Genomic DNA, 13,799 nt, shown 5'->3' on the forward strand with positions numbered 1-13,799 from the left:
TTAAATTCAGCTTACTTTTTCTGTACTTAAATATACATTTATAAATTCGTCTATATTTATTGGTTTGCTATATAAATACCCTTGTAAATAATCACAGTTCATACTCAATAGCGCTTGCTCTACTTCTTTGGTTTCTATTCCTTCAGCTACTACATCGCAATTTAATCGGCTCGCCAAAAACAACGTAGATTCTACAATAGCGTAATCAGGCGGATTAATGAGCATATCTTTGATAAACGATTGATCTATTTTTATCTGGTTTATGGGCAACTCCCTTAATAACGACAGTGACGAAAACCCCGTACCAAAATCATCAACACTAAATTTAAATCCACGCATACTTAACTGCTGCATCATTTTTCTTGCTGCGGGTATGTTTGTCATCATTGCCCCTTCTGTAATTTCAAATATTAGTGAATCACTTAAAGTCGGGTCAGTAGTAAGTAAGCTAATTATAAATTCGTAAAACTCGCTGCTTTCAATATCTTTCGTTGATAAGTTGACATGAATAGTACCGGTAAACCCAAACAGTTTAAGTTTTCTAATATGGTTAACTGCTTCTTGTACAACACATTTCGATAAAACAAAAATAAGCCCTGTACGCTCAGCTACACTTATAAACTTTTCAGGACTAATAAAGCTACCATCAGCTTGCGGCCATCGGATCAGCGCTTCTAGGCCATGCAATTGAATATCTTTGGAGTTCATTATTGGTTGTAAATAAAGCTCGAACTCCCCTTTGTGTAACGCGGCTTTAATTTTGACTGATAAATCAAAAAAGTCCTCAGCTCGTTTACCTATTTCAGATGAGTAATTTACTAAAGGTTGAAATGTCTTTTTTGCTTCATGCAGTGCCAAGTTGGCTTTTTTTAATAACTGGTCAGGTAATCGGCTATCATCTGGGAAACGGCTTACGCCTATACTTAATTGTATTTTAACCATTTGCTCATGTGTACAAAACGGAGCTTTGACGGCTGAGTTTATAATATTTACACAGTGAGCCATGCTTTCATCAGTATCGGTATTCAATAAGAACGCAAACTCATCCCCCCCTATTCGATATAATTTAGCAATGCCACATAGTTCTTTGCTTAACTTATTAGCAAAAGCAGCCAGTAGTTGATCACCACATTGATGACCAAACGCATCATTAATTTGTTTAAAATTATTTAAATCAATATAAAATAATGCAAATGAAGAAGGGTAATCGACTTGTTTACTCAAGGATTTAAAAAAGTTATTGCGGTTAGGTAAGGTTGTTAAGTTATCGTGCTCAGTTTGATATTTTTGATACTGCGTTGCTTGCTCTATTTTAAGGATGCTTTTTAAACTCAGTTTGACAACTAAGAAAACAAACCCTGCACCACCAAATAATATTGTGGCAACTGCATTTCTTATTATTGGTGCCGTATCGTAATTTGAAAAGTAATAAAGTATCCACCAATACCCTAAAATAAAACAGACAATAGCGCATAACAGTACACTCCACGCTCTTTGCGATGTTTTTTTACAAACTTTAAAGGTTGTTTTTAAGCTAGCAACTAGCAGTAGCGCACCTAAAATAATTATTACTGAAAAAAAATTATCCACACATAGGCTCTTTAAAATTATTAAATTGCGGTTTAGTGATATAACCCTAGTCAAATTAAAATTTCATTTAATATAACTGGGTCACTATTTGTTCACTTAAAAAACAGACATAAAAAAAGGCTCATAAATGAGCCTTTTTAATCTCTACTTTAAATTTAGCCTAAATCACCGCTAATTGCGTATTTTAAAACCCAGTTTTTTATAGGGCCTGTATTATTAGCCATTTTTAAAAACTGGCTACGTGCCCATTTAAGTGGCGCAACTTGGTTAGAAAAGCCAAAGTAACAGGCATCCATCATGCTCATCATTAATAAATTAGCCTTACGGCGAGCTCGCTCATATTCTTTAAGTTTTAGTGGGCAACCTATATCCCCTGCATTGTCTAAAACCTCAGCAAGTGCCACTACATCCTGAAAACCTAAATTTACACCCTGCCCTGCAAGCGGATTTATTGTATGAGCTGCATCGCCTACTAAAACTAAGCGCCCTTGTGAATAGTTGTTAGCATGTTGGCGAGTAAGCGGAAATATTGCATGAGTTTGTACTTCAAAGTCTCCAGCAAGTTCAGGAAATTTATTAAGTATGTGCATTTTTAGCTCAGCTGGGTTTAGCCCTTTAAATGCTTGCAGTGTATTTGCATCGTCGTACCAAATTAAATTAGCGTATGGTGCCTGCATTGGCAAAAATGCGAGTGGCCCACTTGGCGTAAACTGCTGCCATGTTTTAATTTGTTGCGGCGCATCGAGTTTAATTAATACCCCCATGCAATGTTGCTGATACTGCCAGCCGGTAATTCCTATATTAGCTTTAGCACGCAGCTGCGATTGTCCGCCATCGGCTGCAATCACTAAATCAGCGGTATAGGTTTGAGCTCCATACACAAGCGTAATTAAATCATCCGTTTGCTCTATTTTAGTAATAGGTGTGGCTTGCTCAATAACCTCAATTTTATAATGATCAAATTGCTGCCATAAACTTGCTTGAATTAAACTATTTTCAATTAAGTGGCCTAAATGCGTGGTGTTTATATCGGCGCAGTCAAACAATAAATTATCACCACCGCGCTCAAATGCCTCTAATTGCTGATAAGGCGCTATGCGGTTTTGCCTTAAAAGCGGCATTGCTCCTAATTCATCAAGTAAATTTTCTGAAAAACGATTAATAGCCGACACTCTAATATCAACCTTATCACTACTAAGAATCTGTGATGGGTCTATTAGGTGTTTTTCGATTATGCGTACGCCAAAGCCCTGTTGAGCAAGCTTTATCGCCATAGCCGCGCCAACCATGCCACCACCAACTACTATCACATTATTTTTAGTCATGTTTTTCATCATTTTATTATTACTTGAGTCTGTTTTGATTGTATCAAAATTAATTTGTTTTATACCAGAGGATATCCCTAACTGCTGATTAAACTCGCCTCGTATTGATTTGAGATCACAAACATGAAAACTATACTTGGATCTGGACGGGTATCCAGCTAAAATACGCCTCCTTTAAGTGAGCATGCTTGCTCCTTAATCCTGTTTCAAGCACATTTTTGTGCCACTATCGAATTGAACACGAGGCTATATTTCAATGAGCAAAAAGCTGCATATTAAAACTTGGGGTTGTCAGATGAACGAATACGACTCTCAGAAAATGGCTGAACTTTTAGATGCCACCAACGGCTACCAGCTAACTGAAGATGCAACAGATGCCGACGTAATCTTACTTAACACCTGTTCAATTCGTGAAAAAGCACAAGAAAAAGTATTTCACCAATTAGGTCGCTGGAAGTTATTAAAAGACGACAAGCCAGATTTAATCATTGGTGTAGGTGGTTGTGTTGCCTCACAAGAAGGTGACTCTATTCGCCAACGTGCGCCATTTGTAGATGTTATTTTTGGTCCGCAAACGCTACACCGTTTACCAGAAATGATTAAACAAGTGCAAGGCGACAAAGGCTCATCGGTTGTTGATATTTCATTCCCAGAGATTGAAAAATTTGACCGCCTGCCAGAGCCAAAAGCAGATGGCCCATCTGCTTTCGTATCAATTATGGAAGGCTGTTCTAAGTACTGTACTTTTTGTGTTGTACCTTATACTCGCGGTGAAGAAGTTAGTCGCCCAGTAGATGACGTACTACTTGAAGTTGCACAACTTGCAGAGCAAGGCGTACGTGAAGTAAATCTTTTAGGTCAAAACGTAAATGCATACCGCGGCGATACGCACGATGGCGAAATTTGTTACTTCTCTGATTTAATTCGTCTTATAGCAGCTATTGATGGTATTGACCGTATTCGTTACACCACATCGCACCCGGTAGAATTTACCCCAGATATAATCGACGTTTACGCCGATGTACCAGAGCTTGTAGATCACTTACATTTACCAGTACAAAGTGGTTCAGACCGTATATTAAACCTAATGAAACGTGGCCATACGGCAATTGAATACAAATCGACAATTCGTAAGTTACGTAAAATTCGTCCTAACTTAAGCATGTCGTCAGATTTCATTATTGGTTTCCCAGGCGAAAGCAAAGAAGACTTTGAAGCAACCATGAAGCTTATTAGCGACATAGGTTTTGATATGAGCTTTAGCTTTATTTACAGCGCACGCCCAGGTACGCCAGCGGCAGATTTGCCGGATGACGTAACAGAGCAAGAGAAAAAAGAACGCTTATACTTACTACAAAACCGTATTACACAAATGGCGCAGCAAATTAGTCGTCAAATGTTCGATACAGAGCAACGTATACTTGTTGAAGGTCCTTCTAAGAAGAACCCTATGGAATTACGTGGCCGTACCGAAAACAACCGTGTAGTAAACTTTGTTGGCCCGCACACAGTGATCGGACAGTTTGTTGATGTACGTATTACCGAAGCACTACCTAACTCTTTACGTGGTGACTTAATTCGTACAGAATCAGAAATGAATTTACGACGTGAAGTCGCTCCTTCAGCTATTTTAACTAAAGCTGCAGCTGCAGAGCCAAAACCAGACACTGTTAACGAAATTGGCGTAGCTACTTTCGTTCCTTAGTCACACAATTAGCGCCAGTTAACGCTGGCGCAGTACTATAGGAAGCAATTTTGAGTAATCAGTTAAAAACATTAGAGATTTATTTAGAACCTGCCGATAACAAACGCCTATCTTCTTTATGTGGCCCGTTTGACGAAAACATCAAACAAATTGAACGCCACCTGGCTGTTGAAATAATTCACCGTGACAACTTTTTTAAAGTAACCGGTAAACTACACAACTGCGCCGGCGCTGTAGAAATCTTAAAAAACCTTTATGTTGATACTCAGCCAGTTCGTGGTGTTTTAGGCGAAATAGAACCCGACGCCGTTCATTTAGCTATTACCGAATCAAAAGCCTTAGAGCAAGATGCATCCAGCAGCGCTTATGGCAAAGAAATGGTTATTAAAACCCGCCGGGGTGTTATTAAACCACGTAACGACAACCAAGGTGTTTATGTGGCTAATATTTTAAACCACGACATTACCTTTGGTATTGGCCCTGCAGGTACTGGTAAAACTTACCTTGCAGTTGCAGCCGCCGTCGACGCTCTTGAGCGCCAAGAAATACGCCGTATATTACTAACGCGCCCTGCTGTAGAAGCTGGCGAAAAGCTTGGCTTTTTACCTGGCGATTTAAGTCAAAAAATAGACCCATACCTGCGCCCTCTTTACGATGCTCTTTTTGAAATGCTAGGTTTTGAAAAAGTAGAAAAGCTCATCGAAAAAAATATCATCGAAGTCGCACCGCTTGCTTACATGCGCGGACGTACTTTAAACGATGCCTTTATTATTTTAGATGAAAGCCAAAATACCACCGCCGAGCAAATGAAAATGTTTTTAACCCGTATAGGGTTTAACTCAAAAGCGGTGATTACAGGCGATATTACACAGGTCGATTTACCTCGTGGGACACGCTCAGGCCTTCGCCATGCAATTGAAGTACTTGATGGCGTAAACGAAATTAGCTTTAACTACTTCAAAGCCCACGACGTAGTACGCCACCCTGTTGTAGCACGCATAGTTGAAGCCTACGAGCGTAACGACGAAAGCGAGCGACTTAAGCGCATTGAAAAGCAAAATGCAAAAGACGCACTCGCTGCTCTTCAACAGCCTACTACTAAAGAGTAATACTTTGACAACCGAACTTGATTTACAAATAGCCTGTGAGTTTGACAACCTCCCAAGCGAAGAACAATTTGCACTATGGGCCGACAAAGCCCTTAGCCAATACCGTGACGAGTCCGAACTCAGTATCGTTATTAGCGACGAAGCGCAATCGCAACAACTTAATAACGACTATCGCGGTAAAAATAAACCGACCAACGTACTGTCGTTCGAATTTGAAGCACCACCAGGAATAGATATTCCTTTGGTTGGTGATTTAATTATTTGCCCAGCCATTGTATTAGCTGAAGCAATTGAGCAAGAGAAGTCATTTCATGACCACTTTGCTCACATGGTTATTCACGGATGCTTGCATTTGCTTGGATTTGACCATATAAAGAGTGACGATGCTTTAGAGATGGAAAGCATCGAAAAGCAATTACTTGCAGAGCTAAACATAGCAGACCCATACCGGGACGATATTTAAATTAACGGAGCAATTAGACGCAATGAGCGACGGTAACTCGCAATCTAGCCAGGGTTCTTCTGGCAAAACGTGGTTGGGCAGAATAGCCCAAATGTTGCAAGGGGAACCCCAGAATAGAGAAGAGCTGGTCGAAGTTATTGCCGATGCGCAAGAACGAGACGTAATCGATCCAGAAACAAAAGAGATGATAGAAGGTGTGCTTGGCGTGTCTGAGCTTAAAGTGCGAGACATAATGGTTCCGCGCTCACAAATGATCACTCTTGAGATCGACAGCCCGCTTGAAGAACTAATTCCAATGATGGTTGACTCAACTCACTCACGTTTTCCAGTGGTGATTGAAGACAAAGATCATGTAGAAGGTTTTTTACTCGCTAAAGATTTATTGCCACTGATCTTAAATAAAGACGAGCATTTACCATCAATACGCGATTATTTACGCCCAGCAATGGTAGTACCTGAAAGCAAACGTGTTGATACATTGCTAAACGAATTCCGTCAGCAACGCTACCATATGGCTGTTGTTATTGACGAATACGGCGGCGTATCTGGCTTAGTAACGATTGAAGATATTCTTGAAATAATTGTTGGCGAAATCGAAGATGAGCACGACGAAGAAGAAGAACATCAAGATATTCGTCAACTTGCTAAACATGTCCATGTAGTGCAAGCACTCACACCTGTAGATGACTTTAACGAGCATTTTAAAACAGGCTACAGCACAGACGAAGCCGATACTATTGGCGGAACTGTACTGCACGCATTTGGCCATATGCCAAGCCGTGGTGAAACGATTGACATAGAAGGTTACCAATTTAAAGTAACCAACGCCGACAATCGTCGTATTTTGCAACTGCAAGTCACCGTTCCTAAGGCTGATGATAACGACAGTGAAGAAACTGCTAACTAGACTTACCCTATTAGCAAAAGATAAAAAAGCATGGCTCGCACTCGTTGCGGGCCTTGTTTTAACTTTTGGCTATGCCCCTTTTGAAATTTGGCCCATCGTATTTATTAGTCTTGGCGCCATAATTTTTTGCATTAATCCCAATAGTACCGGTAAAGCACACGCAAAAACCGCCGCTAAATATGGCTTTATATTTGGCCTAGGCTGGTTTGGTGCAGGTATAAGCTGGGTACATGTTTCTATTGCCACCTTTGGCGGTATGCCGCTTATAGCGTCGCTCTCGTTAATGGCTTTTTTGTGCTCATACTTAGCATTATTTCCCGCACTTGCCTTTTGGGCAACTACACGCTTTGCCAGTGGCCCTAAAAGCTTTGGCGCATTACTAATTGCCTGCTTTGCAATTAGTGAGTATTTACGTGGCACCGTACTTACCGGTTTCCCGTGGTTAAGTTTTGGCTACACACAAACCGATGGACCTTTAAGGCTGCTTGCCCCTTATATTGGCGAGTTTGGCTTAACACTAACGTGTGTGGCTATTGGCTTTGCACTATATAGACTTACCCAAAAAGATTTTAAAACCCCGGCGGTTACTGCGACAGCTGTTGCGCTTATTTTTACAGGCGCAAATACCACAGGCAGCATTCATTACACAGATAAAAACATGTCAGTATTGCTCGTACAAGGCAACATACAGCAACACCTGCGCTTTGAGCCAAGTGAGTTTTGGACCACAATGAGCAAATACCAAGACATGACACGTCCACATTGGGATGCCGACTTAATAGTATGGCCAGAAGCCGCAGTGCCTGAAATAGAAATGCTTGCCGATTCCTACCTAGCCAATTTAGACAGTGCCGCCTCGTTTAATAAAACCGCCCTTGTAACCGGTATTGTTGACTACCAGCGAGACACCAAAAATATATTTAACACCTTAATTGTTGTCGGTAATAAAGAGCGCGGCGACGAGCATGGGCATTACCATTACCTTGATAAAAACCGCTATCAAAAACACCAGCTACTACCTATTGGCGAATTTGTACCATTTCAAGACTTTTTGCGCCCTATTGCCCCATTATTCGATTTGCCTATGTCATCGTTTACCCGTGGCGACAAAGTGCAAAACAACTTACGCGCCAATGGCTATAACTTACTCCCTGCTATTTGCTACGAAATTGTTTTTGCCGACTTAGTACGCGGTAATTACAAAAGCGACTCTGACCTACTCTTTACTGTAAGTAACGATGCCTGGTTTGGCGACTCCATTGGGCCTTTGCAACACATGCAAATAGCCCGTATGCGCGCGCTCGAACTACAACGCCCTCTAGTGCGTGTTACAAACAATGGTGTAAGCGCCGTATACGACCCTATAAGCCACACTCAACAAACCATGCCTCAGTTTGAAGCTACAACATTGAAAGCCAATATTAAGCTTATAAAAGGCGACAGCGTGTACAGTCAATACGGCAACATGTTTGTATGGGGATTTGTGTTTTTGATGGGTCTTGGTGGTTTTGGGGTTAGGTTTAGAAGTTAAGCTCGCTATTTAAGATGTAGGGCCTACATATTTAGCTCTACATTTTTAAAGTGTTTAATTAGCTTCTAAAGCCATTTCTTCTAAAGATAACCTTAGTAAGTAGCTACACCATTCCCTTAAATTTAGCAGACTAACTTGGTAGTACTCTCTAGCGTTACTCATTGTATTGCTATCTAATAGTGGTACCACACTGCCTGAATATGAATTATCGACAAACCTAGTTCCTTGGTGAAGGTATCTTGATCTTAAACCGTAATATGAATTAATTATTTTAACTAATGGGTCATTATTGCTATCTTTTCCCACATAACTTCTCACTCTATTTGAGATTGAATGTACTTGTTGACCACAACTATCACACTTTTTACTCTTCGAAGCTCCAATCAACGACGCAACTTCTAATGAAGACATATAAAGTATCATTGCATCTTCACTTGATGATGGATGAAGTTTAGCTGCATTAGAGAATCTTAAATCGCTCTGAAAGTCAGTATTCCCCTCATCACTTGCCTCCCCTATTCTCGGAGTTGGGGAATATGTATCTAAGGTAAATGAATCTAAAGATCTGCCTGATGAAAAATGAGCATAAGAATTCAAGAGTAATTGAATTTCATAAGAGTAAATATCATTACTCAGTATGTAATCAATAAGGAAACAGGTTTTTTCTGAGATTTGAACTAAGCCATCAGCTATTGGTTTAGCATCAATCCAATTTATATCTTTAGAATATTTATTAATTTCTACACTAGAAAGCGATGAATCATTGTCACCCTGAGTATCTCGAATAATCAAAAAGTTTGTACTAACAGTTAAAATTTCAATAACCGTTTTAATTTTTTCTGATGCTTTAGCTTCTGCATCTACAGCATCATAACCATCAATATCAACTATCAATTCAATTGAACTATTACCTGTTGGTTGTAAAACAAAACTTTTACCTGAGTATGCGGCAATAGAGCCCCTAATAACTTCTAGAGAAATACTAAAGCTAAATTTAGAAATCAGTTTTTTATAATCTAAACTATTTTTAACTAGCTCTCTAATAACTTTTAGGTCGCTTATAATTTCATCACTTTCGATATAATCAGAGAACATGACCGCGACTAAATTTCCTTTTTGTTTATACCTGACCGAAACCTCGAAAGAACCTTTAGCTTTATAGTCCATACGTCCTAAAATTATTTGTTTAGAACCTAGCTTTTTATACGGAGAGTAATGCCAAGCACACTTACCAAAGTGATCTCTAATACTTGCCCATAAAGATCTCAAAAAATGATTACTTTCATTTTCATTATTTAATCCTTCAAGTAAGACTTCCAAATAGATATACCTATAGTTTAATTAAATTATGTTAATTGGAGTTAGTCCTTCACTGCTTCTTCTACCGTTTCAACATTTACAACTTGATTCAAGTTACCTTTAATAACCACAGTCGCTGATATTTTATCTTGAATGGCTTGTCTATTTGGGTCCCAATATATTTGTAAAAACCCTAACAAGCCTGTGGCAAAGCCTGCGCCGTAGCCGCCGTAGCGACCAAAACAATCTAATAAACCTAATGGCTCACCGCTTAAGGCAACCACACGAATATTACATACCTTTTTACCCGGTGTTTGGCCTCGCCAAAGTAACGAGAACAACGTAAAGTAAACAGCAGCCCAGCCAAAACCTAAGCCTAAGTCTTGAATAATGCCTTTGCTCCACTGCAAAATACTATTTGTGCTTGTTTGTGCAGGTTTTTCTTCTATTAACTGTGCAGGCTTTATTTCGTTATTTTCACTGAGCACTAATAGTTGTAAAAGTACGGTAGCAAGTTGTGGGCTTTGTAGGTCGTCCATTTCTGCTAATTTGGGAACTTGCCCAATTAAATTATCAAACGCGTTTTGTTGGCAAGGTTGCTCACAGCTTTCATCAGCTGTTTGCGCTAAATAAGTATTTACCCGTTGTTTTTCTGTGGGAGTAAGCTGAATTTCATCTTGTATTTTTACGCCCTGAACAGCTAAACCTTGATCAGCGTTATCGTCTTCTAGGTAATCAATGCCAATTGAAAGCACAGTAAGTGCGCTTACAAATAAAATACTTGCTGCCGTTATTTTTAAGATTCTTCGCCACACATTCGACATTTTTGGAAGGTATTGCTGTGCCGTACCTTTATAAAAAGCCATTGCAGCAACAAACGCTATTAAAGCAGCGCTGAGTTTGGCTGCTAAAAATATCAGTGCAACATCAATAATAATCGCTAATGCACGCTGAATAGGTGTAGCTAAAGGCAAGCCCAGTAAAGCACTGTCAATTTTAAAAGCGTAGGGTGTAATAACTTCTCGGGTTTCAGAATTTGATAATTCTAATTGTTCTATCTCTTTGGCTTTCATTTATTTTCTTGTTATTAAAATAGGTAACCAGGTTAACTTACGCGTTTTTTATTTTTTGCTCAAGGTAAAGCGATTAGAATCAATGCACAAAAAAGGGCTGCATAAAATGCAGCCCTTGATGTTTTTACTCAATGTTAATTACTTACTAGCAATTATACCGTTGGATAATCGGTATAGCCTTGTTCTGCGCCACCAAATAAGGTGTCGGGGTTGTGGCTGTTAAGAGGCTTGCCTTGCTTTAAGCGTGCTGGTAAGTCTGGATTTGATACAAACGGGCGACCAAAGCCAATCATGTCGGCCCAGCCTTCGCTAAGTGCTTTGTCTGCGCGCTCTTTGGTGTACTTGCCTGCGTAAATTAATACACCACTGTAGGCTTTGCGAATCGATTTTTTAAATTCAACACTCATTAAAGGTGCGTCATCCCAATCGGCTTCGGCTATATGCATGTAACCTACACCGGCTTTATTTAATGCCTCAGAAACCGCTAAGTAAGTTTCCTCAGGGTTTTCGTCTACTGTGCCATTAAGAGTTGTTAATGGGGCAAGTCTTACGCCTACTTTACTGCTACCAATTTCGTCACTAACAGCATCTACCACTTCAATTAAAAAGCGTATGCGGTTTTGCACACTGCCACCATATTCATCGGTGCGAGCATTTGACTCTGAGTCTAAAAATTGATTAATAAGGTAACCATTTGCAGCATGAAGCTCTATGCCATCAAACCCTGCATTAACTGCATTTTTAGCTGCTTGGCGAAATTCACCTATGACATGCGTAATATCTTGTTTGCTCATTTCGCGTGGGAGTTGGGTGTCTACAAACCCCGGTGCGCCGTTTGTATCTACAAATACTTTTACGTCTTTTGCAGCAATGGCCGATGCAGAAATAGGCTGCACGCCACCGGTGTTGTCACTATGAGTTACACGGCCAACATGCCAAAGCTGAGCAAACATCACTCCACCAGCGCTATGTACTGCGCTTGTTACTTTACTCCAGCCTGCAACTTGCTCATTTGAATAAATACCCGGAGTCCAAGCGTAACCTTTACCAAGCTCACTAATTTGTGTGCCTTCGCTTACAATTAGTCCGGCACTTGCGCGCTGTGCGTAATATGTTGCCATTAAGTCGTTAGCTATATCGCCAGGCTGTGTTGAACGCGAGCGAGTCATTGGGGGCATAACAATACGGTTTTTTAATGTTTTACCTGCAAGTTCTATTGGTTCAAAAAGTAATGTCATAATGCCTCCTAAGTTTGATTGCGCTCATAATAACGTAACCAAGCACATGCAAAAACAACAAAAACTGCAAAATAGTTTTGTTGTATCTGCAATAAAGCCACAAAGTAAAACACATTAACTTTAGGTGAACTAAATGTATTTTATTGACTCTTAACAGCACTATTAAGTTGAGGGTTTGATGTGAATAAAGGGAATGCATGGCCGTGGGTTATCTCGTTGTGTATACACGCTATTGTGTTGTACTTTTTGTTTTCGCAATCTATTAAAGTTGCGCCGCCAAAGGAGGAAAAAAGCGAAATAATACAGGCCTATGTTACGGTTAATTTAGCAAGCCTACCTAAGCCAAGCTCAGTTGTTACAACAACCAATGCGCCTGATATAAAAACTGTAAACACTAAAACTGATGCACCAAATTCAGCGACCTCTAACACTACACCTATAAAAAAAGATTCTACAAAAGCCAAAGTAAGGGTAACTAAAAAAACGCAAGCCAAAACCATCACGTTACCAAAGGCACAAACAGAGCTTAAAAAAGACCCTGTAAAACCTGTTGCTCCCCAGGTAGCCGCGCCTTCAGAGCCTACAACAAAAGCCTCTCAAACATTTAAAAAGCTTAATCCATACGCGCCGCTATTTGGCTCTCCTGTAAATAATATGACTCATAAAAAAATGGTCTCCTTTGGTGAAGATAAAAACTCTGAAAATGAAGAGATAAACAATGAGCCTACAATTAAAACACCAGTAAAATCTGATAATTCAGAAGTTATTAGCCAAAATACAACAGGCACACGACGATTAGAAAAATTTAACGGTAAATGCTATTTAATTGATACTTCCACCGTATTTGGTAGCAATGGTATGCCTCTAGGTAGCGGTAAACCCTGCCCTGAGGATAAAACTGATAAAGAAATTATGTTTGAAAAAATCATGAAAAAATGGAGCCGTAAAAATAATTAGCTTTAAATAAGTGAACAAATAATATGTTTATCCGTATTGATAAGCTTAAAGTAATTAGGAGTAAGCCATGATCACCAAACAACTATCCTCACTTTTTGTATTTAATTTGTTAGTTGTAAGTGCACAAGCGAATGCAAACCAGCGCTGGTACGTTATTAACGACTCAGTAATGGGCGGTGTATCTAATAGCCAAGTAACACAAACTCAAGAAAGTTTGCTTTTTACAGGCAATGTTTCGCTTGATAATAACGGCGGTTTTGCATCAATACGTACAGAGCTAAGTACACAAAGCCAAAATACTAAAGCTATAGCGCTGCGTGTTAAAGGTGATGGACAAACCTATCAGCTTAGGCTCAGAACAACTAATTACCTTGATGGCGCAGCGTACACTCACTCATTTAAAACAGTAAAAAATGAATGGGTAGATATAAACTTTGCTCAGAGTGATTTTACTTTAACGTATCGCGGTCGCGTGCTTGAGCAACAACCGATTATTGATTTTGATGATATAAAACAGCTAGGCTTTATGATTGCAGGCAAGCAAGAAGGTAAGTTTAAACTTGAAGTGGGTAAAATTGAGTTTAAAAGCTAACCCACCAACA

At 39.6% G+C, this 13,799-nt stretch carries 12 protein-coding genes; 7 read left to right on the forward strand and 5 right to left on the reverse strand.

Annotated features, from left to right (window positions below; translation table 11 throughout):
* Positions 1 to 6: 6 nt before the first annotated feature.
* The gene (locus tag FFU37_RS09855) at positions 7 to 1,590 is read right to left on the reverse strand and encodes a putative bifunctional diguanylate cyclase/phosphodiesterase (protein WP_138489386.1); all 1,584 of its coding nucleotides are present in this window, start codon (positions 1,588 to 1,590) and stop codon (positions 7 to 9) included.
* A 155-nt stretch (positions 1,591 to 1,745) separates the two neighbouring features.
* Positions 1,746 to 2,915, reverse strand: coding sequence for an FAD-dependent monooxygenase (locus FFU37_RS09860; RefSeq protein ID WP_239022698.1), 1,170 nt, complete (start codon positions 2,913 to 2,915; stop codon positions 1,746 to 1,748).
* 256 nt (positions 2,916 to 3,171) lie between these two features.
* Here FFU37_RS09860 and miaB point away from each other — a divergent pair, with 256 nt between their 5' ends.
* From miaB to lnt, 5 genes are read left to right on the forward strand one after another with little or no spacing between them, the layout of a single operon-like run.
* Positions 3,172 to 4,620 (forward strand): tRNA (N6-isopentenyl adenosine(37)-C2)-methylthiotransferase MiaB, encoded by a 1,449-nt coding sequence (gene miaB, locus FFU37_RS09865; RefSeq protein WP_002958544.1) that lies wholly within the window; start codon positions 3,172 to 3,174, stop codon positions 4,618 to 4,620.
* A gap of 50 nt (positions 4,621 to 4,670) precedes the next feature.
* Positions 4,671 to 5,729 (forward strand): PhoH family protein, encoded by a 1,059-nt coding sequence (locus tag FFU37_RS09870; RefSeq protein ID WP_002958543.1) that lies wholly within the window; start codon positions 4,671 to 4,673, stop codon positions 5,727 to 5,729.
* 4 nt (positions 5,730 to 5,733) lie between these two features.
* Positions 5,734 to 6,192, forward strand: coding sequence for an rRNA maturation RNase YbeY (ybeY, locus tag FFU37_RS09875; RefSeq protein ID WP_002958542.1), 459 nt, complete (start codon positions 5,734 to 5,736; stop codon positions 6,190 to 6,192).
* Between the two features lie 22 nt (positions 6,193 to 6,214).
* On the forward strand, positions 6,215 to 7,099 hold the full coding sequence (corC, locus tag FFU37_RS09880) for a CNNM family magnesium/cobalt transport protein CorC (protein WP_002958541.1): 885 nt from the start codon (positions 6,215 to 6,217) through the stop codon (positions 7,097 to 7,099).
* A complete protein-coding gene (gene lnt / locus FFU37_RS09885) occupies positions 7,080 to 8,630 on the forward strand; it encodes an apolipoprotein N-acyltransferase (RefSeq protein ID WP_175413902.1) in 1,551 nt (516 codons plus the stop codon). Before corC ends, lnt begins: the two co-directional genes overlap by 20 nt.
* Positions 8,631 to 8,684: 54 nt before the next feature.
* Here lnt and FFU37_RS09890 read toward each other — a convergent pair whose 3' ends face one another.
* The 3 genes from FFU37_RS09890 to FFU37_RS09900 all read right to left on the reverse strand — a co-directional run bounded on the left by FFU37_RS09890 (position 8,685) and on the right by FFU37_RS09900 (position 12,240).
* A complete protein-coding gene (locus tag FFU37_RS09890) occupies positions 8,685 to 9,950 on the reverse strand; it encodes a hypothetical protein (RefSeq protein WP_138489389.1) in 1,266 nt (421 codons plus the stop codon).
* A gap of 41 nt (positions 9,951 to 9,991) precedes the next feature.
* Positions 9,992 to 11,002, reverse strand: a complete 1,011-nt coding sequence (locus FFU37_RS09895; RefSeq protein ID WP_138489390.1) for an RDD family protein — start codon at positions 11,000 to 11,002, stop codon at positions 9,992 to 9,994.
* 152 nt (positions 11,003 to 11,154) lie between these two features.
* Positions 11,155 to 12,240 carry an alkene reductase gene (locus tag FFU37_RS09900; RefSeq protein ID WP_138489391.1) on the reverse strand — a complete coding sequence of 362 codons (1,086 nt, stop codon included), beginning with the start codon at positions 12,238 to 12,240 and terminating at the stop codon, positions 11,155 to 11,157.
* 180 nt (positions 12,241 to 12,420) lie between these two features.
* Here FFU37_RS09900 and FFU37_RS09905 point away from each other — a divergent pair, with 180 nt between their 5' ends.
* Together FFU37_RS09905 and FFU37_RS09910 are read left to right on the forward strand one after the other, a co-directional pair.
* Complete coding sequence (locus tag FFU37_RS09905) at positions 12,421 to 13,197, forward strand: hypothetical protein (protein ID WP_138489392.1); 777 nt, start codon at positions 12,421 to 12,423, stop codon at positions 13,195 to 13,197.
* A gap of 67 nt (positions 13,198 to 13,264) precedes the next feature.
* Positions 13,265 to 13,789: a CIA30 family protein gene (locus FFU37_RS09910; RefSeq protein ID WP_138489393.1), complete on the forward strand. Its 525-nt coding sequence runs from the start codon at positions 13,265 to 13,267 to the stop codon at positions 13,787 to 13,789.
* Positions 13,790 to 13,799 lie beyond the last annotated feature (10 nt).

The sequence above is a fragment of the Pseudoalteromonas distincta genome, from assembly GCF_005877035.1.
Classification (GTDB): Bacteria; Pseudomonadota; Gammaproteobacteria; order Enterobacterales; family Alteromonadaceae; genus Pseudoalteromonas; species Pseudoalteromonas distincta.

Excerpts from the sequence above, each read along its gene's own strand:
- FFU37_RS09860 (WP_239022698.1), bottom strand. The coding sequence starts at position 2,915 with ATGACTAAAAATAATGTGATAGTAGTTGGTGGTGGCATGGTTGGCGCG.
- miaB (WP_002958544.1), top strand. The coding sequence starts at position 3,172 with ATGAGCAAAAAGCTGCATATTAAAACTTGGGGTTGTCAGATGAACGAA.
- corC (WP_002958541.1), top strand. The coding sequence starts at position 6,215 with ATGAGCGACGGTAACTCGCAATCTAGCCAGGGTTCTTCTGGCAAAACG.
- FFU37_RS09895 (WP_138489390.1), bottom strand. The coding sequence starts at position 11,002 with ATGAAAGCCAAAGAGATAGAACAATTAGAATTATCAAATTCTGAAACC.
- FFU37_RS09900 (WP_138489391.1), bottom strand. The coding sequence starts at position 12,240 with ATGACATTACTTTTTGAACCAATAGAACTTGCAGGTAAAACATTAAAA.
- FFU37_RS09910 (WP_138489393.1), top strand. The coding sequence starts at position 13,265 with ATGATCACCAAACAACTATCCTCACTTTTTGTATTTAATTTGTTAGTT.